The sequence below is a fragment of the Streptomyces sp. NPDC048389 genome (assembly GCF_040706335.1).
GTDB lineage: Bacteria > Actinomycetota > Actinomycetes > Streptomycetales > Streptomycetaceae > Streptomyces.
This window is the reverse complement of sequence record NZ_JBEZKP010000005.1, coordinates 136,784-156,625: the sequence shown is the minus strand read 5'-3', so window position 1 is coordinate 156,625 and position 19,842 is coordinate 136,784. Positions and strand designations below refer to the sequence as shown.

The window sequence follows — 19,842 nt, the reverse complement described above, 5'->3', positions numbered from 1 at the left end:
CCGTGCGTACCAGCGAGGAGATCTACCACCGGGTCCGCTGGGACGCGCGTTTCGACCCGGCGCGCTTCGTGATCGGCGTGCGGCGGCGGGAGGCCGCGCCCCAGCGGATGCCGCTGTCGGCGTTCGTGCCGGGCGGGGACATCCCGTGGCACCGGGTGCTGTTCTTCGAGGCGGACGGCGAGGTCGTGTGGGACCGGGCGACAGGCGTGGACCGTATCGACGACACCGACGCCGGAAGAGTGCGGGAGGCCCGGCGGCTGCGCGCTCCGTTCTTCGAGGCCCGGACACCGTACGCGTGGGACGGGGACGCCTGGACACCTGCGCACACCCCGAGGGGCGTCACGGGCGGTCTGCGCGTATTGACCTGGAACACCCTGTGGGACCGCTACGACTCCGACCGCATCGACACCGCCCTGCGCCGCCCGCTGCTGATCGACGCGCTGCGCGACGCCGACGCGGACGTCGTCGCGCTCCAGGAGGTCGAGCCCGCGCTGCTCGTCATGCTGCTGCGGACGCCGTGGGTGCGGGACGCGTACACCCTGGCGACCGATCCGGCCGGGCGGGACGTCGACGAGTGCGGGCTGCTGCTGCTCAGCCGGCTGCCGGTGAGGGAGGTGGGCCACCACGTCCTCGGCCCGCACAAGGCCGTCGCCGCGGTCGTCGTCGACACGGCCACCGGGCCGGTCACGGTCGCCGCAACCCACCTCAGCAGCGACCACTCGGACGACGGCGCGGCCCGGCGGCAGGCCGAACTGGCCCGGATCGCGGAGGGGTTGGCGAGCCTGGACGGGGACGTGGTGCTCGTCGGGGACTTCAACGACGGCACGGACTCCCCGCAGACGACGCTCGGGATGCGCGACACGTGGAGCGAGGCGCACGGCCCGGCCGACACGACGCCCACCTTCGACCCCGCCGCGAATCCTCTGGCCGCCGTCGCGTCGCTCACCGGGCGTGCGGGACGGCTGGACCGGGTACTGGTGCGGGCCGACGGGCTGTCCGTGGGCTCGGCGGCCCTGATCGGTGACGTCCCCACCACGCAGGGGCTGTACGTCTCCGACCACTACGGCGTGGCGGTCGCGCTCGGCCCGGTGCACGAAGGGCGGCGGGTTCTCGACATACGGCAGACGGCCCGTACCGCCGTGGCGTGGGTGCCGCCCGCCGAACTGTGGCCGCCGGTCCAGGACATCCGCCGGGACCACGACCCGCAGATCCACCGCTGGCCGCCGCACGTCAACGTGCTCTTCGGTTTCGTACCGGAGTCCGACTTCGAGGCGGCGGCGCCGCTGCTGACGGAGGCCCTGTCGACGGTCGCGCCCTTCGACGCCCGGCTGGCGGGCGTGAACAGTTTCGGCCACCGCGAGGACGCGACGGTGTGGCTCGACCCGGCGGCGGACGACGAGCAGCCGTGGCAGGAGCTGCGGCACGCCCTGGAGCAGCGGTTCCCCCGGTGCCGAGGTCACCGCGAGGGCTTCACCCCCCATCTGAGCCTGGGCCGCACGAAGGACCCGCAGCCGCTGACCGCCGAGTGCGCGACCCGGCTGCAGCCGCTGTCCGCCCGCGTCGGCGAGCTGGTCCTCCTGTCCCGCCGCGGCGACGAGCCGATGCGGGTACGGGCCACGGTGTCGCTGGGGACGGGTGAGGTGCGCTGGGGCCCGGACGAGGCCCCGGCCGCGGTGCGCGAGGAAGGGGACGCGTCGGGTATGGCGGAGCGCATCTCCGAGGCGCTGGCCGAAGGGGCCGTCCATGTCGCCGGCTCACGGCGCATGGGCTGCGCGCTGCCGGGCGCGGACCTGGACCTGGTCGCGGCGCTGCCCGGCGCGCCGCCCGGACTCGCGGACGTACGCGCCCGGTTGACGGCCGCGCTTCCCGGAGCGACGGACGTACGGGAGGTGGTCGGCGCCCGCGTCCCGGGCCTGCGGCTGAGCGTCGACGGCCTGGCGGTGGACCTGGCCGTCGTCGCCACCGGCGCCGTCCCACCGACCGGAGCGGTCGCCCGCCGTGCCGAGCTGGGCGAGGACGCGGCGGTCGCACTGAGCGCGGTGAGCGACGCCGACGCGCTGCTCACCTCGGTCGGCGACCGCCACGCGGCGTTCACGCAGCTGGCACGGCAGGTCAAGGCGTGGGCGCGGGCCCGCGGCCTGGACTCGGCCCCGTTCGGCGGGCTGCCGGGCCTCGCCTGGTCCGTGCTCGCGGCCCGAACCGTGCGTGACGCGGACGACCTGCACCCTCCCGCCCTGCTCCGCCGCTTCTTCGCGACCTGGGCGGCCTGGGACTGGCGCGAGCCGGTCGGCGGCGACGCGCTCCGTCCTGACCTGCCGGTCACGATCTGGACCCCGACCGAGCCCGTCCGCCCCTGCTCCGACCAGGTCACGGCGGGCATGCGCGACCTGATCACCCAGGAGCTGTTCCGCGCCTGGGAGCTCCTTGGCGATGACCGGCCTTTCGCCGAGCTGCTGACCCCTCCCCCATTGCACCGCCGCCACGCGGCCTGGGCGGTCGTGACTGTGGCCGACCCTTCGGAGGAGGGCCGGGTCCGTGGCCGTATGCGCGCCCTCCTGGCGGCCCTCCCCGAGACGGGCGTCCACGCCTGGCCCCGTCCCTTCACCACGTCCCTTGCCCGCTACGCGATCGGCCTCGGCCCCACCCCGCCGGACAAGGCCCGGCTCGCGCAGCTCGCGGCCCCGTGGCTGCGCGGACTCACGCACACGACGGTGACCCACGTGCCCGGCGGCGAGGTCCCGACCCTGCGCTGACGCACGGCGGACAGTCCCTGGTCACCCCGCCATAGCACCGTGTTATGGCAGAACGCTATTACCCAACTCCGCTGTCTCCTGGCGATCCTGATGGCTCCTGGACACCCCCCACACGCGTCCCCGCGCGTGTCTTCGGAAATGAGGAGCCTTGCGAATAGCCAAGTTATTCATGGCACTTGCGGCTGCCCTGCTGGCCGCCCTGACCCTCGCGCCCACCGCCACGGCCGCCACATCCCCAGCGCCCGTGCCCAGCGGTCCGCAGCCGATCATCGGCGGCGGCTACGCGCAGAACGCCCCCTGGGCGGCACGCCTCTTCTCGAACGGCAGAGAGACCTGCTCGGCGTCGATCATCGCGCCGACCTGGATCCTGACCGCCAAGCATTGCGTCACGGGCGGCGGGCTCGCCTTCCGTATCGGCAGCCTCGACCAGCACAGCGGCGGCACCGTCGCGTACGGGACCCAGACGGTCACCCACGGCTCCGACCTGGCACTGGTACGCCTCGACCGCTCGGTCTCCGCCACCTACGCGCGGCTCGGGCAGCCGGGCACGGTGTACGTGGGCCAGAACGTCCAGGTCTACGGCTGGGGCGCGACCTCCCGGTGCGGCTCGGAGGCCAACTGCCAGTCGCGCTACCTGAAGGTCGCGAACGTGACCGTCACCGGCGGCTGCGGTGACGCCTACGGAGGCTCGGCGATCTGCGCCCGCCGCGGCGACGGCATCACCGCCGGCGGCGACTCCGGCGGCCCGATGATGGCGAACGGCGTCCAGGTCGGCGTCGCCTCCACCAGCGACCGCCAGACCACCACGGCGTACACGAACGTGACGGCCTACCGCTCCTGGATCCAGTCCGTCGCGGGCGTCTGACCCGCTCCTCCCCGGAGGACTCCCACCGGCCCCCTGCCCTCACTCCGGGCAGGGGGCCGGCCTTGCTCGTACCGGGGAGGGAAGAAGGCAGCGGGTCCCGCTGTCCGCCTCGCCTCGGCGGCAGGCCGGATGACGGCGGTCCGGCACGAGCACACCACCTGCGCGAGGCCGTCCTCACCCTGCACCTGACGCGTAAACAGCAGCAGGTCAGGGCGGGTTTGGGCACGGCTGGTTGCCCGATGGCTGCCGGGTGGCCGGTCGCTGATCGGCGCACCCGGGAACGGGGCCGGCACGGTGACGGTCGTCAAGGTGCGGCCGGGGACGCTGGAGTCCGCGACCGTGCTGTCCGAGGAGTCGACGGGATGGGCAGCCGGCGCCAGCGGCGACGCCTTCGGCGTCACACTGCCGCGACCGTGAGCGAGCCCGTGAGCAAGCCCACTCGAACAGGAGGCGAACGCACAGGCAACCCACGGCACCCGTCCGCCGTCTAGTTGATCGCGGTGCTACGGCCTCGACCAGCCGGCCCGCGACCTGGGAGATCGACCCGGGAGATCACGGTACGCAGACGGGGGCGACGCCCGGCCGCTGCGGGGGAAAGCGGACGGAGCGGGACAAGTGAACGACAGAGCTGTGTCAGGGCTGAGCCCTGCCCCGAACCGGCCCCGGCGGCGCAGTGTCGTCGCGGCCATGGCCGCCCTGGCAACGGCCGCCTCCACCGCGCTCACCTCGTGCTCCGTGCCGTCCCCGCGGCGTACCGGGCCCGTCGCCGATCCCGCACCCGGCATGCCCATCGCGACCTCGGGGCGGGCGCAGCTGATGCAGATACTCGCGCACCCGGACGACGACCTGTACTTCATGAACCCGGACGCCCGGCTCATGCTGGACTCCGGTGTCCCGCTGGTCTGTGTCTACGTCACGGCGGGCGAGCACAACGGCATCAACCACATACCCGGGCGGGACACCGCTCCCGCCGACAAGGGCGCCTACTCCTCCGCCCGGCACCAGGGCCTGCGCCAGGCATACGCCGAGCTGCTCGGCCTGGGCAGGTTCACGAACTGGCAGAAGGGCGTCGCCACCCTCCGCGGCGACCGGCGGGCGGAGATCAACACGCTCGCCGCCGGCAACCGCCGCGTCGAGCTCATCTTTCTCAATCTCTCCATGCACGCCCCGCGCCGCTGGACGGCTCTGCCCAGCCTCTGGCACGACCGCGCGCTGAGCATACGGACCGCGATCGCCGACGGCTCCCCCGTGCGCCGCGCCGACAGCTACGACTACGACGAGCTCATAGACGTCCTCGTGGGGCTGATGGAGCGGTACCGGCCGACCGTGGTCCACACCCTCGACCCGGATCCGGACATCCAGTTCAGCGACGAGGCGACCCGCAAGCGGGACAGCGAGCAGCCCGGCTACTCGGACCACGCCGACCACACCGCCGTGGCGTCCTTCAGCTGGGCGGCCATGGTGCGCTGGGTCGCGCAGAGCACGAGGGACGGCGGCGGGATACCGGCCTTCGTCGCCACTTCCTTCCGCGGCTACTACAACCGCCACTGGCCGAAGAACCTGCCTCGGCCGGTGCTCGAGCGGAAGGCGTCGCACCTGGTGCCGTACGGCGGCGACCCCGACTGGGAGTGCGGCAACAGCGGGGGGTGCGGCGACTACAACGTCGGCGGCCGACGGCCCCTGACCAACACGAAGGGCTGGGTGCGGTCGACCCGTCGCCGCTATCCCGGGGCACGCGCGGCCGTCGCCACCGATCCGGACGGCCGGCTCGTCGCCTACGGGGTGCTCGGGCTGCGTGCCGTGCGCTGGCGGGAGACCCGGCCGGGCAGCGGGAACTGGAACGAGCCGGACGACCTCGGCGGCGGCCCGCTCGCTCCCGTGCTGGGAACTGCGGCCCTGCCGGACGGCCGCCGGCTCGTCTTCGCGCTGCGGTTCTCGGAGATCAGCGGACACCGAGGAGGCAACGCCCGGGAGATCGTGCTGCTCGAACAGCGCACCCCGGGCGGGGACTTCCACGCCTGGCGGGGACTGGGGAACCCGGAGCGCTCCGACAGCCGCGGGCGGCGCATCGGTGTGCCGGTGGCCGTCACCGCGCCCGACGGGCGGGTCCATCTGTTCGTACGCGACGCCGACAAGGGCGTGAGCACCCGCGTCCGTGACACCGACGGCAGCTGGGGCGACTGGCGGGTGCTGGACGGCAACGCCGAGGTCCAGGACGGCCTGACCACCGCAGTGGACGGCACGGGCCGGGTCCACCTCTTCGGTACGGGCCGCGACACGGTCCACCACTGGACCCAGGACGCGCCCGGCGGGCCGCTGCGCCACCGGCCCGCCGGCCGGCTCCCGGCCGCCGTGGACCGGCCCGCCGCGCTGGTGGGGCCGGAAGGCTCCGTACAGCTGCTGTACCGGACGGAGGCGCCGTGGCGGCGTGAGTCGCCGACGGACTCGCGCGGCAGCGCGTCCCCGAGGGCCGTCCTGTTCACGGCGGACGGTGAGCGGCTGACCGCCGGCATCCGCTTCGACGGGTACGGGCCGCTCACCGCGGTCCCGGCGCTAACACCGCAGCAGAAGCCGAAGAGCGGCGGAGCCGGCACGCCGGACGGTGACGACGGGCACCAGGCAGCCGCCGGCACGCCGGGCGGGGGCGACGGGCCGTACGGCCAGGTGATCGTCGGGCGGGACCTGCACGGCCGGGTCCAGGTGCACCACGGGGGCCGGCTGCTGACCCGTACCACCGGCCCGGTGCCGCTCGACATGCCGGCGCCGGCCGACACCTCCGCCGGGCCCGTGCTGGTGGGCATCGGGCCGGACGCCCGCCCGTGGGTCTGGCGGCCCCGCGCGGAGGCGGCCGCCACGGCGGGCTGAGACCCCACCGACCGCCACGGCGGCCTTCGGCCTCACCCTCCCGGGACGGCCTCACCCTCCCGGGACGCCAGGCCCCCACCCGGCGCGGCGCGGAAACGACGAGCGGGATGCTCCGGGGCTGACCCCGGAGCATCCCGCTGTGCCGTTCACGGCTCCCGCGTCACATCACTCGCTGAAGTAGCCCGTGATGTCGGCGATCAGGTGGACCGTGCCGTCCCAGTTGTAGAAGTTGACCTTGCCGTTGACCACCGGCACGATCACCAGGTTGGCGACGGTCTCCCCCTGCACGTAGTTCAGGCTGGACGCGCTGGTGCGCGTCGTGCCGTCCGGGTAGACCGCCGCATAGCTGTGCGGCGCCGTCGGCTTCGTCGCCGTCACGTTCAGCACCACCGCGCTCACACCGGCCGGCACGTCCTCGACGCCCGCGATCTGGAGGGTGACGACACCGCCGTCACCGACCGGCGCCTTCGGCACACCCAGACCGGTCCGGGTGTCCATCAGACGCTTCGGCGTGACGTTGTAGTGCGACGCGCCTTCCCCGCCTGCCATGAAGTACCCGGTGACGTCCGCGATCAGGTGGACCGTGCCGTCCCAGTTGTAGAAGTTCACCTTGCCGTTGACCACCGGCACGATCACCAGGTTCGGTGTCGTCTGGCCCTGGACGAAGTTGAGGCTCGACGCGCTGGTGCGCGTCGTACCGTCCGGGTAGACCGACACATAGCTGTGCGGCGCCGTCGGCTTCGTCGCCGTCACGTTCAGCACCACCGCGCTCACACCGGCCGGCACGTCCTCGACGCCCGCGACCTGGAGGGTGACGACACCGCCGTCACCGACCGGCGCCTTCGGCACACCCAGACCGGTCCGGGTGTCCATCAGACGCTTCGGCGTCACCGGGAAGTGCGTCGCCCCTTCAGCGGCGGCGTCACCGCTCATGTAGTAGCCGGTGACGTCGGCGATCAGGTGGACCGTGCCGTCCCAGTTGTAGAAGTTCACCTTGCCGTTGACCACCGGCACGATCACCAGGTTCGGCTTGGTCTGGCCCTGGACGAAGTTGAGGCTCGACGCGCTGGTGCGCGTCGTACCGTCCGGGTAGACCGACACATAGCTGTGCGGCGCCGTCGGCTTCGTCGCCGTCACGTTCAGCACGACCGCGCCGACGCCGGTGGCCGGGATGCCTTCGACGCCGGTGACCTGGAGGGTGACGACACCGCCGTCACCGACCGGCGCCTTCGGCACACCCAGACCGGTCCGGGTGTCCATCAGACGCTTCGGCGTCACCGGGAAGTAGCTCTTCGCCTCGGGCACCGTCACCGTCGCGGCCGTGACGGAGACCGCCTTGCCGGACTGGTGCACACCGTTGACCGAAACCTCGTGCGTACCGGGCGTCAGTGTCGTCGTGGCGCTGCGCACGTTCCCCTCGACGGTCGCCGCGGGGGCGCCGTCGACCAGCAGCTCGAACCGGGAGATGAGCGAGCTGGGCGTGGTGGTGGACCACTTCACGGTGACCGGCCCGGGGCTCTCGTAGCCGCTGCCGCCGGGAACCGCTCCGCCACCGACGTCGGTGACCTTCAGGTTCTGCACGGGGCCGGCGGCCAGCGTGCGGATGGCGGGCAGCTGCGGGTAGAGCTTCGTACCCGGGCACTGGGTGTTGTAGCCGTCCCGGTGACCGGAGATCCGGTCGAACGTGTACGACTGCCCGGCCGTGAACTGGTCCCCGTTGTAGTTCTTCTGGGTGGCTCCGGCGACCAGCGTGGTCGTGCCGGCGGGGTCGCCCCCGTACTGGCCCAGCTTGTAGGCGGACATCCGCGCCACGGCGGTCTGCGCGACGCTGGACGCGGCGACGTCCGTGTAGTCGCCGATGACCGCGATACCCGTCGACTCGGAGTTGAAGCCGTAGGTGTGCGCGCCCTGGACGGGCTGGTCGATGCCGCCCTGGCGGCCCTCGAAGATCGTGCCGCACTTGTCGACGAGGAAGTTGTAGCCCAGGTCGCGCCAGCCGTTGGTCTTCACGTGGTAGACGTGCAGCGACCGTACGACGGCCGCCGACTCGGTGCAGACGTACTCACCGCTCGCGGTGTGGTGCACGAAGACGGCCTTGACGGTGCTGCCCGGCAGGTAGATCGGGTCCTCGTCGTTCAGGCTCTCGTCCGCGCCCCATTCGGCGCGGGTGACCACCGGCGGCTGCGGGACCGTGGACGGCGGGCCCGGGTCGACCGCGGGGGCCGCGAAGGCGGCCGGCTCGGCGTTCAGGTCGTCGCCGGCCTGCTCCGCGCCGCCCTCGGCGACCGGGTCGACCATGTCGAGCCGGAGGCCCGCCGGCAGCTTCCCGGCGGCCGCTCCGGCGCTCACCCGCACCTCGGCACCGTCGGAGCGTCCCACCCAGACGGGCTCCGTCGAGCCGCGTTCGGCGGGGCGCTCGCCGTCGAGGCCGGGCTGGTACGGCTCCAGTTCGATCCAGTCGGACCACTTGCCGGTCTCCGCGTCACGGGTGCGGGCCTCGATCGTGCCCCCGACCTCGGCGTCCGGGTCGGGCCACGAGACACCCAGCATGCCGAACGGCTCGGTGCTGCGCCGCGAGAGCTCCGCCTCACCCTTGCCCTTGGACTTCAGGGAGAGCTTGTGGACCTCGCTCTTGACCGGGCCCTTCTCGTCGGCCCCGGCGCTGTATGCGGACGGAGTCTCGTCCGCCTTCTTCTGTGCCTGCGTTTCGGCTTCGGAACCGCCCGCGATGCCCTGGACGCCCAGGACCGCGACGACACCCAGGGCAGCGGCGACGGCAGTGCCGCGCACTCGTCCCAATCTCAAAGTTGTCCCCACCCCTTAGTGGACATGCCACAACTGACCCGCGTGATGCTACGGGCAACCGCTGTCACTTTGGTTACCGGGGTGCGGTAAATCCTTCCGACGGCGCAACGGCGAGGGCCCCCACCCTGCCGCGAACGGCGGGGCGGGGGCCCTCATTTGACGCTCCGTCAGGAGCGGCACAGGTCGGTCAGAGCAACAATTACTTGTTGATCTTGGTGACCTGGCCGGCGCCCACGGTCCGGCCACCCTCACGGATGGCGAACTTCAGGCCCTCCTCCATGGCGACCGGCTGGATCAGCTGGACGGACATGGTGGTGTTGTCGCCCGGCATGACCATCTCGGTGCCCTCGGGGAGGGTCACGACGCCGGTCACGTCCGTGGTACGGAAGTAGAACTGCGGGCGGTAGTTGTTGAAGAAGGGGGTGTGACGGCCACCCTCGTCCTTCGACAGGATGTACGCCTGGGCCTCGAACTCGGTGTGCGGCGTGACCGAACCGGGCTTGATGATGACCTGGCCGCGCTCGACGTCCTCGCGCTTGATGCCACGGAGGAGCAGACCGACGTTCTCACCGGCCTGGCCCTCGTCGAGCAGCTTGCGGAACATCTCGATGCCGGTGACCGTGGTGGTGGTCTTCTCCTGCTTGATACCGACGATGTCGACGGTCTCGTTGACCTTGAGGACACCACGCTCGATACGACCGGTGACGACGGTGCCACGACCGGTGATCGTGAAGACGTCCTCGATCGGCATCAGGAACGGCTTGTCGACGTCACGCTCGGGCTGCGGGATGGACTCGTCGACGGCCTTCATCAGGTCGAGGACGGACTGGCCCCACTCGGCGTCGCCCTCGAGCGCCTTGAGCGCCGAGACCTTGACGACCGGCAGGTCGTCGCCCGGGAACTCGTACTCGGAGAGCAGCTCGCGCACCTCGAGCTCGACGAGCTCCAGGATCTCCTCGTCGTCCACCATGTCGGCCTTGTTCAGGGCGACGACGATGTACGGAACACCGACCTGGCGGGCCAGGAGCACGTGCTCCTTGGTCTGCGGCATCGGGCCGTCGGTGGCGGCGACCACGAGGATGGCGCCGTCCATCTGGGCCGCACCGGTGATCATGTTCTTGATGTAGTCCGCGTGACCGGGGCAGTCAACGTGGGCGTAGTGACGCGACTCAGTCTGGTACTCGACATGCGCGATGGAGATGGTGATACCGCGCTGGCGCTCCTCAGGAGCCTTGTCGATCTGGTCGAAGGCCGAGGCCTCATTCAGGTCCGGGTACGCGTCATGCAGCACCTTGGTAATGGCGGCCGTGAGGGTCGTCTTACCGTGGTCGATGTGACCGATGGTGCCGATGTTGACGTGCGGCTTAGTCCGCTCGAACTTCGCCTTCGCCACTGGGGTCCTCCTGTGGAGTGGTTCTGTACGCCTTACTCATCGGCGCCAGGTGATCTTTGCTGGGATGCCGGGGCCCGGGGCACTCCCTCCGTGAAGTCGGAGGAAACGCCCCAGCAGGCTCCGGTGACAAGCCTAAAGCGTGAACTCGGGTGAGTTACTCGCCCTTGGCCTTCGCGATGATCTCCTCGGCGACGTTCCGGGGAACCTCGGCGTAGGAGTCGAACTGCATCGAGTAGCTTGCGCGACCCGAGGTCTTGCTGCGGAGGTCTCCGACATAGCCGAACATCTCCGAGAGGGGCACGAGGCCCTTCACGACGCGAGCGCCGCTGCGCTCCTCCATGGCCTGAATCTGACCACGGCGGGAGTTGATGTCGCCGATGACCTCACCCATGTAGTCCTCGGGCGTGGTGACCTCGACGGACATCATCGGCTCGAGCAGCACGGGCGAAGCCTTGCGCGCGGCCTCCTTGAACGCCTGCGAACCGGCGATCTTGAACGCGAGCTCGGAGGAGTCGACCTCGTGGTAGCCACCGTCGAGAAGAATGACGCGGACGCCGGTCATCTCGTAGCCGGCCAGGATGCCGAACTGCATGGCCTCCTGAGCGCCCGCGTCCACCGAAGGGATGTACTCCTTGGGGATGCGGCCACCGGTGACCTTGTTCACGAACTCGTACGAGGCGTCGCCGCCCTCGATCGGCTCGATCGCGATCTGCACCTTGGCGAACTGACCGGTACCACCGGTCTGCTTCTTGTGCGTGTAGTCGTGGCGCTCGACGGTCTTTCGGATCGTCTCACGGTACGCGACCTGCGGCTTACCGACGTTCGCCTCGACCTTGAACTCGCGGCGCATACGGTCGACGAGGACGTCGAGGTGAAGCTCGCCCATACCACCGATGATGGTCTGGCCGGTCTCCTCGTCCGAGTGAACCTGGAAGGAGGGGTCCTCCTCCGCGAGCCGCTGGATGGCGACACCCAGCTTCTCCTGGTCACCCTTGGACTTGGGCTCGATCGCGACCTGAATGACCGGCGCCGGGAAGTCCATGGACTCCAGGATCACCGGGTTCTTCTCGTCGCACAGCGTCTCACCGGTGGTGGTCTGCTTCAGGCCCATGACGGCGACGATGTCGCCGGCGCCCACCGCGTCGATCTCCTCACGCTTGTTCGCGTGCATGCGGTAGATCTTGCCGATGCGCTCCTTCTTGCCCTTGACGGAGTTCAGCACCGAGGTGCCGGCCTCCAGGCGACCCGAGTAGACCCGGATGAAGGTGAGCTTGCCGAGGTGCGGGTCGCTCGCGATCTTGAACGCGAGGGCCGACAGCGGCTCGCTCTCCGACGGCTTGCGCGAGACGACCGTCTCCGGGTCCTTGACGTCGTGGCCCTCGATGGCCTCGACGTCCAGGGGGGAGGGGAGGTAGCGCACGACGGCGTCGAGCAGGGGCTGCACGCCCTTGTTCTTGAAGGCGGTGCCACAGAACACCGGGGTGACCGTGGTGTCGCCGCCCTTGCCGGAGGCGATGGTGATACGACGGATCGCGGCGTACAGCTGCTCCTCGGTGGGCTCCTGGCCCTCGAGGTACAGCTCCATGATCTCCTCGTCGTTCTCCGCGACCGTCTCGACCAGCTTGCCGCGCCACTCCTCAGCGGCCTCGGTGTGCGTGGCCGGGATGTCGACGACGTCGTACATCTCGCCCTTGGTGGCCTCGGCGGACCAGACAAGAGCCTTCATACGAACGAGGTCGACGACGCCCTTGAAGTCGGCCTCGGCACCGATCGGCAGCTGCATCACGATCGGGGTCGCGCCGAGGCGGTTCACGATCATGTCGACACAGCGGTGGAACTCGGCGCCGGTGCGGTCGAGCTTGTTGACGAAGCAGATGCGCGGGACGCCGTAGCGGTCCGCCTGACGCCAGACGGTCTCGGACTGCGGCTCGACACCGGCGACACCGTCGAACACGGTGACCGCACCGTCGAGGACGCGGAGCGAACGCTCCACCTCGACCGTGAAGTCGACGTGACCCGGCGTGTCGATGATGTTGATCGTGTGATCGACGTCCTCGAGCGGCCAGTGACAGGTCGTCGCGGCCGACGTGATCGTGATGCCGCGCTCCTGCTCCTGCTCCATCCAGTCCATCGTGGCAGCGCCGTCGTGGACCTCACCGATCTTGTAGCTCACACCGGTGTAGAACAGGATGCGCTCGGTGGTCGTCGTCTTGCCCGCGTCGATGTGGGCCATGATCCCGATGTTGCGGACCTTGGCCAGGTCAAGCGAAGTGGTGGCCATAAGGCTCAATCTTCTCTCGGTCTCGATGTGGGTAGCGACTACCAGCGGTAGTGCGCGAAGGCCTTGTTGGACTCGGCCATCTTGTGCGTGTCCTCACGCTTCTTGACCGAAGCGCCGAGGCCGTTGGAGGCGTCGAGCAGTTCGTTCATGAGGCGCTCGGTCATGGTCTTCTCACGGCGGGCGCGGGAGTAACCCACGACCCAGCGCAGCGCGAGGGTGGCGGCGCGACCGGGCTTGACCTCGATCGGCACCTGGTAGGTGGCGCCACCGACACGGCGGGACTTGACCTCGAGAGACGGCTTCACGTTCTCGAGGGCACGCTTGAGGGTGATGACCGGGTCGGCGCCGGTCTTCTCACGAAGACCCTCCATCGCGCCGTAGACGATCCGCTCGGCGGTGGAACGCTTGCCGTTGAGCAGGATCTTGTTGATGAGCGAGGTCACCAGAGGAGAACCGTAAACCGGGTCGATGATGACCGGGCGCTTCGGGGCGGGGCCCTTACGAGGCATTCTTACTTCTCCTTCTTGGCGCCGTAGCGGCTGCGGGCCTGCTTGCGGTTCTTGACACCCTGGGTGTCGAGCGAACCGCGGATGATCTTGTAACGAACACCCGGCAGGTCCTTCACACGGCCACCACGCACGAGCACGATGGAGTGCTCCTGCAGGTTGTGTCCCTCACCCGGGATGTAGGCCGTGACCTCGATGCCGGAGGTCAGACGCACACGCGCGACCTTGCGGAGGGCCGAGTTCGGCTTCTTCGGGGTGGTCGTGAACACACGCGTGCAGACGCCGCGGCGCTGAGGAGAACCCTCGAGCGCGGGCGTCTTGTTCTTCTCGACCTTGTCCTGCCGGCCCTTGCGGACCAGCTGCTGGATCGTAGGCACTACTTCTCCGGTTTCTGTGTGCCGTCAGTGAAGCTAACCTGGAACATCTCCGACCCACGCGGTCGGGTGTGTCGAATACTGCAGACCTCCACCGACCAGGCGGAAGGAACACAGATTGCGGTGACCGATATCTGACTCGTGATGCGGTTGAAGACACGCACACGAGCCCAGGCACACCCCAGGCACAAGGTCTGAGCGTACCTATCGCACGGACTCCGGTCAAAACAAATGCCCACGCGCGGGACGATCCTCGCGACCTGCGCCCCGGCCGCCCGCCCCCGGGCTCCCGCACCGCGGCGGACCGGGCCGCGGAACACGGGCCGGGACGGGGCCGGGCGCGGCCGTGACGCGCCGCATCGCGATCATGGCCCGAGGGCGCCGGCGGGAGTCCGCGTACGCGTCCCGGACGATCCGCAGCGGCGCCGGCGTGGCGTGCGGCACCGCGGTCAACGGCTCGCGGGCGCCCTCCCGTTGCCGGAAGTCGGCAACGGGAGGGCGTACAAGACAGCCCCCGGCATCCCCTGCCCCCGGCCCTCCCCCGCCCGGACAATGCGGTCAGCCGAACCGTCCGGTACGAGGAGGTCCGCCGTGACCGACCACCGAGCCCGAACCGCCCACGACCTCGACGACACCACCGTCGACGTGCGCCTGACCGTCATGGAATACGCAGAAGTGGCGTGCGGCTACGCGGCCGCCGTGAGCGCGCCCGGCGTACCGCGGACCGTCGACGACGACTACGCCGTCGTCGTGGACGTGCTCGCCCTCGCCCACAGTCTCCCGCCTGCCGACGTACCACCCGTGCTCGCGGTGGGAGCACGAGCCCTGCGCAGGGTCCACCTGGCGCTCCTTGGCCGGCCCGGGCCCCGGGAGACACCATGACCCACCGCCCGTCACCTCCCGCCGCGCTCGCCGCGACGGGCTCCCGTCGTCCACCGTCCGATGCCGGCACCGCGGCCCGCGTCCGTACGGTTCTGACCCACCTGGGCTGCTTCGTGGCGGCCCTGGGACTGCTGAGCGCGGCCGCGGGCGGCACCGCCGCCGCGCCGGTGCTCCTGGGGGCCCTGCTGCTCGGCACCGGCGTCGCGCTCCCCCTGCGTCTGCGCCGACTGCGCAAGCGGGCGGAAGCCTCCTCGGGGCGGCGTGCGAGGACGGCAGCCCACCGGGGCACGCTGCCGCCCCGGCCCGGGCACCAGGCCGCCGAGCACGCCGTCACCCGGTACGGGGAGCTGCTCGCGCGCCGCCCGCTGGCCGGCGGCACCCACGCCGCCGACTGGCGGATCGCCCTCGACGCGTACGAGGAGGCGAAGCTCGCGGAACCGGGGCTGGTGCCGCAGATCCTCGCCCGCGGGCACGGGGCCCTCGAGCGGCTGCCCGCCGGTGACGGCGACGACGAGCGGACCGGGAACGACCCGGCCGTCTGGAGCCGGGGCAGCGGCTCCGCGACGCTGCGGATGCCCCGGCCCGAGGGCTGGACGGGGCAGTGCCTCCTCGCCTTCGAGGGCAGCTCACCCGTCGGTTTCCTGGTGTGCGCCAAGGTCGGCGGCCGCCGTGGCCGGCGGGCCGTGAAGCTGGCCTCCCGCGAGCACGGCCCGGCGCTGGTCCGCGTGCCCGCACCGGCCCCCGTCGAGGACGCGGTCACCATCGAGATCATCACCGAGGGGCCGTGGCGGGCCGCCCTGCTCCCCGCCCGCCGGGCGCGCGCCCTCGACGGCACGGTGCACGGGGACGCCTCCGAGGTGCTGCTGAACCGCGCCGGGCACCGCGTGGCCGCGTTCGAGCACCGGGGCGACGGGGACTTCGCCATCCGTGAGCCCCATGCCCACGACCCCCGCGCCGGCCGGCTGATCGCCGAGGGCCGGGGCCGGTCGTCGCTCCGGCTCGGCCTGCGGGGCGTCGGCGCCGTCTTCGTCGACAGCGACGACGCCTGGGCCCTGACCGTGCCCGGGACCTGACAGCGCGGGACCTGCCCGGCGCGGGACCTGCCCGGCGCGGGACCTGCCCGGCGCGGGACCTGCCCGGCGCGGGACGCGAAAGGGCGGCCACCCCGATGGGGTGACCGCCCTTCCTCACGCGCTCTTACTGGTTGTACGGACCGTAGTCGTAGTCCTCCAGCGGAACGGCCTGGCCGGAGCCCGTGCCGAACGGCGAGTAGTCGATGTCGTCGTAGCCGACGGCCGAGTACATCGCGGCCTTGGCCTCCTCGGTCGGCTCGACCCGGATGTTGCGGTAGCGGGACAGGCCCGTACCGGCCGGGATGAGCTTACCGATGATGACGTTCTCCTTGAGGCCGATCAGGGAGTCGGACTTGGCGTTGATCGCCGCGTCCGTCAGAACCCTGGTCGTCTCCTGGAAGGACGCCGCCGACAGCCACGACTCGGTCGCCAGCGATGCCTTGGTGATACCCATCAGCTGCGGACGGCCGGAGGCGGGGTGACCGCCCTCGGTGACCACACGACGGTTCTCCGTCTCGAACTTCGACCGCTCGACCAGCTCGCCGGGCAGCAGCTCGGCGTCGCCGGACTCGATGATCGTCACCCGGCGGAGCATCTGCCGGATGATGATCTCGATGTGCTTGTCGTGGATCGACACACCCTGCGAGTTGTAGACCTTCTGGACCTCGCCGACCAAGTGGACCTGGACCGCGCGCTGACCGAGGATCCGGAGCACGTCGTGCGGGTTGGTGGCACCCACGGTGAGCTTCTGGCCCACCTCGACGTGGTCGCCCTCGCCGACCAGGAGACGGGCACGCTTCGAGATCGGGAACGCCGTCTCGTCGCTGCCGTCGTCCGGGGTGACGACGAGCTTCTTGGTCTTCTCGGTCTCCTCGATACGGACGCGGCCGGCCGCCTCCGAGATCGGAGCGACACCCTTGGGCGTACGCGCCTCGAAGAGCTCGACGACACGGGGCAGACCCTGGGTGATGTCGTCACCGGCCACACCACCGGTGTGGAAGGTACGCATCGTCAGCTGCGTACCGGGCTCACCGATGGACTGGGCGGCGATGATGCCGACCGCCTCACCGATGTCGACCAGCTTGCCGGTCGCCAGCGAACGGCCGTAGCAGTACGCACAGGTGCCGACCGCGGACTCACAGGTCAGGACCGAGCGGGTCTTGACCTCCTCCACACCGGCCCCGACGAGCGCGTCGATGAGCACGTCACCGAGGTCGACGTTGGCGGGCGCGATGACCTTGCCGTCGACGACGACGTCCTCCGCGAGCATCCGGGCGTAGACGGACGTCTCGACGTCCTCCGTCTTGCGCAGGATGCCGTCGGCGCCACGCTCCGCGATCTTGAGCTTGAGGCCGCGGTCGGTGCCGCAGTCCTCCTCGCGGATGATGACGTCCTGCGAGACGTCCACCAGACGACGGGTGAGGTAACCCGAGTCGGCGGTACGCAGGGCGGTGTCCGCCAGACCCTTACGGGCACCGTGCGTGGAGATGAAGTACTCCAGCACGGACAGACCCTCGCGGAAGGACGCCTTGATCGGACGCGGGATGGTCTCGTTCTTGGCGTTGGACACCAGACCACGCATACCGGCGATCTGACGCATCTGCATCATGTTTCCACGAGCACCCGAGTTGACCATCATGAAGATGGGGTTGGTCTTCGGGAAGTTCTCGTTCATGGCCTCGGCAACCTCGTTGGTCGCCTTGGTCCAGATCGCGATGAGCTCCTGCGTGCGCTCGTCCTTGGTGATCAGACCGCGCTCGTACTGCTTCTGGACCTTCTCGTCCTGCTCCTCGTAACCCTTGACGATCGCCTTCTTCGCCTCGGGAACGACGACGTCGGAGATGGCCACGGTGACACCGGAACGGGTCGCCCAGTAGAAGCCGGCCGCCTTCAGGTTGTCGAGCGTCGCCGCCACGATGACCTTGGGGTAGCGCTCGGCGAGGTCGTTGACGATCTCGGAGAGCTGCTTCTTGCCCACCGAGTAGTCGACGAACGGGTAGTCCTCGGGCAGCAGCTCGTTGAAGAGCGCGCGGCCCAGCGTGGTGCGCAGACGGAACGAGTCCCCCTGCTGCCACACGCCTTCGGCGGCGAAGTCGTCGCCCGACTCCGGCGCCGGCGGCGTCCAGCCGCGCGGCGGGATGGTGCCGACCGGGAAGCGGATGTCGATCTTCGCCTGGAGCGAGAGCTCCCGGGCGTCGAACGCCATGATCGCCTCGGCGGTGGAGCCGAAGGACCGGCCCTCACCGATGACCTTGCGCTCCTCCTCGTCCGTGGTCAGGAAGAAGAGGCCCAGCACCATGTCCTGGGTCGGCATGGTGACCGGACGGCCGTCGGCCGGCTTGAGGATGTTGTTCGAGGACAGCATCAGGATGCGGGCCTCGGCCTGCGCCTCCGCGGAGAGCGGCAGGTGCACGGCCATCTGGTCACCGTCGAAGTCCGCGTTGAACGCGGTGCAGACGAGCGGGTGGATCTGGATGGCCTTGCCCTCGACCAGCTGCGGCTCGAATGCCTGGATACCGAGGCGGTGCAGCGTGGGCGCACGGTTCAGCAGCACCGGGTGCTCGGCGATGACCTCTTCGAGGACGTCGTACACCACGGTGCGTCCGCGCTCGACCATGCGCTTGGCCGACTTGATGTTCTGCGCGTGGTTCAGGTCGACCAGGCGCTTCATCACGAACGGCTTGAAGAGCTCCAGCGCCATGGCCTTGGGCAGACCGCACTGGTGCAGCTTCAGCTGCGGACCGACGACGATGACGGAACGCGCCGAGTAGTCGACACGCTTGCCGAGCAGGTTCTGACGGAAGCGGCCCTGCTTGCCCTTCAGCATGTCGCTGAGGGACTTCAGCGGACGGTTGCCGGGGCCCGTGACCGGGCGGCCGCGGCGGCCGTTGTCGAAGAGGGCGTCGACCGCCTCCTGGAGCATCCGCTTCTCGTTGTTCACGATGATCTCGGGGGCACCGAGGTCGAGCAGACGCTTCAGACGGTTGTTGCGGTTGATCACGCGGCGGTACAGGTCGTTCAGGTCGGAGGTCGCGAAGCGGCCACCGTCCAGCTGCACCATCGGACGCAGGTCCGGCGGGATGACCGGCACGCAGTCGAGCACCATGCCCTTGGGGCTGTTGCTGGTCTGCAGGAACGCGGAGACGACCTTGAGGCGCTTGAGCGCACGGGTCTTCTTCTGGCCCTTGCCGGTACGGATGATCTCGCGGAGGCGCTCGGCCTCCTCGTCGAGGTCGAAGGACTCCAGGCGCTTCTGCAGCGCCGCGGCACCCATCGAGCCGTCGAAGTACGTGCCGAAACGGTCGCGCAGCTCGCGGTAGAGCAGCTCGTCGCCCTCGAGGTCCTGGACCTTGAGGTTCTTGAAGCGGTTCCACACCTCGTCGAGACGGTCGATCTCGCGCTGGGCGCGGTCGCGCAGCTGCTTCATCTCACGCTCGGCACCCTCGCGCACCTTGCGGCGCACGTCGGCCTTGGCGCCCTCGGCCTCGAGCTCGGCGAGGTCCGTCTCGAGCTTCTTGGCGCGGGCCTCGAGGTCGGCGTCGCGGCGGTTCTCGACCTGCTGGCGCTCGACGGAGACGTGGGCCTCCAGCGAGGGCAGGTCGCGCGTGCGGCGCTCCTCGTCCACGAACGTGATCATGTACGCGGCGAAGTAGATGACCTTCTCGAGGTCCTTCGGCGCCAGGTCCAGCAGGTAGCCCAGGCGCGACGGGACGCCCTTGAAGTACCAGATGTGGGTGACGGGAGCGGCAAGCTCGATGTGGCCCATCCGCTCGCGGCGCACCTTGGCGCGGGTGACCTCGACGCCACAGCGCTCACAGATGATGCCCTTGAAGCGGACGCGCTTGTACTTGCCGCAGTAGCACTCCCAGTCCCGGGTCGGACCGAAGATCTTCTCGCAGAAGAGTCCGTCCTTCTCGGGCTTCAGGGTGCGGTAATTGATGGTCTCGGGCTTCTTGACCTCGCCGTGGGACCAGGTCCGGATGTCGTCCGCGGTGGCCAGGCCGATCCGCAGCTCGTCGAAGAAGTTGACGTCGAGCACTGTGCG

General features: G+C 70.2%; 12 protein-coding genes. 6 read left to right on the top strand and 6 right to left on the bottom strand.

Annotated elements, in window-relative coordinates; translation table 11 throughout:
• Nucleotides 1–2: 2 nt before the first annotated feature.
• From AB0903_RS06115 to AB0903_RS06100, 4 genes are all read left to right on the top strand, one after another.
• On the top strand, nucleotides 3–2,753 hold the full coding sequence (locus tag AB0903_RS06115) for a poly(A) polymerase (protein ID WP_366699458.1): 2,751 nt from the start codon (nucleotides 3–5) through the stop codon (nucleotides 2,751–2,753).
• Between the two features lie 148 nt (nucleotides 2,754–2,901).
• Nucleotides 2,902–3,618, top strand: a complete 717-nt coding sequence (locus AB0903_RS06110) for a trypsin-like serine protease (protein ID WP_366699456.1) — start codon at nucleotides 2,902–2,904, stop codon at nucleotides 3,616–3,618.
• Between the two features lie 294 nt (nucleotides 3,619–3,912).
• Nucleotides 3,913–4,035: a hypothetical protein gene (locus AB0903_RS06105; RefSeq protein ID WP_366699454.1), complete on the top strand. Its 123-nt coding sequence runs from the start codon at nucleotides 3,913–3,915 to the stop codon at nucleotides 4,033–4,035.
• A gap of 270 nt (nucleotides 4,036–4,305) precedes the next feature.
• A complete protein-coding gene (locus AB0903_RS06100; protein WP_366699452.1) occupies nucleotides 4,306–6,483 on the top strand; it encodes a PIG-L family deacetylase in 2,178 nt (725 codons plus the stop codon).
• Between the two features lie 165 nt (nucleotides 6,484–6,648).
• Here the strand turns inward: AB0903_RS06100 and AB0903_RS06095 are convergent, their stop codons facing one another.
• From AB0903_RS06095 to rpsL, 5 genes are all read right to left on the bottom strand, one after another.
• The gene (locus AB0903_RS06095) at nucleotides 6,649–9,273 is read right to left on the bottom strand and encodes a peptidoglycan recognition protein (protein WP_366699450.1); all 2,625 of its coding nucleotides are present in this window, start codon (nucleotides 9,271–9,273) and stop codon (nucleotides 6,649–6,651) included.
• A 214-nt stretch (nucleotides 9,274–9,487) separates the two neighbouring features.
• Nucleotides 9,488–10,681 carry an elongation factor Tu gene (gene tuf / locus AB0903_RS06090; RefSeq protein ID WP_366699448.1) on the bottom strand — a complete coding sequence of 398 codons (1,194 nt, stop codon included), beginning with the start codon at nucleotides 10,679–10,681 and terminating at the stop codon, nucleotides 9,488–9,490.
• A gap of 154 nt (nucleotides 10,682–10,835) precedes the next feature.
• Nucleotides 10,836–12,962 carry an elongation factor G gene (gene fusA / locus AB0903_RS06085; protein ID WP_366699446.1) on the bottom strand — a complete coding sequence of 709 codons (2,127 nt, stop codon included), beginning with the start codon at nucleotides 12,960–12,962 and terminating at the stop codon, nucleotides 10,836–10,838.
• A 38-nt stretch (nucleotides 12,963–13,000) separates the two neighbouring features.
• Nucleotides 13,001–13,471 carry a 30S ribosomal protein S7 gene (rpsG, locus tag AB0903_RS06080; protein WP_147987673.1) on the bottom strand — a complete coding sequence of 157 codons (471 nt, stop codon included), beginning with the start codon at nucleotides 13,469–13,471 and terminating at the stop codon, nucleotides 13,001–13,003.
• 2 nt (nucleotides 13,472–13,473) lie between these two features.
• On the bottom strand, nucleotides 13,474–13,845 hold the full coding sequence (gene rpsL, locus AB0903_RS06075) for a 30S ribosomal protein S12 (RefSeq protein ID WP_003948652.1): 372 nt from the start codon (nucleotides 13,843–13,845) through the stop codon (nucleotides 13,474–13,476).
• A gap of 588 nt (nucleotides 13,846–14,433) precedes the next feature.
• Between rpsL and AB0903_RS06070 the strand changes: the two genes are divergently transcribed.
• Nucleotides 14,434–14,724 carry a hypothetical protein gene (locus tag AB0903_RS06070; RefSeq protein ID WP_366699444.1) on the top strand — a complete coding sequence of 97 codons (291 nt, stop codon included), beginning with the start codon at nucleotides 14,434–14,436 and terminating at the stop codon, nucleotides 14,722–14,724.
• Complete coding sequence (locus tag AB0903_RS06065; RefSeq protein ID WP_366699442.1) at nucleotides 14,721–15,797, top strand: hypothetical protein; 1,077 nt, start codon at nucleotides 14,721–14,723, stop codon at nucleotides 15,795–15,797. Before AB0903_RS06070 ends, AB0903_RS06065 begins: the two co-directional genes overlap by 4 nt.
• Before the next feature lie 124 nt (nucleotides 15,798–15,921).
• Here the strand turns inward: AB0903_RS06065 and AB0903_RS06060 are convergent, their stop codons facing one another.
• Nucleotides 15,922–19,836: a DNA-directed RNA polymerase subunit beta' gene (locus tag AB0903_RS06060; protein WP_366699440.1), complete on the bottom strand. Its 3,915-nt coding sequence runs from the start codon at nucleotides 19,834–19,836 to the stop codon at nucleotides 15,922–15,924.
• Between the last annotated feature and the right edge of the window lie 6 nt (nucleotides 19,837–19,842).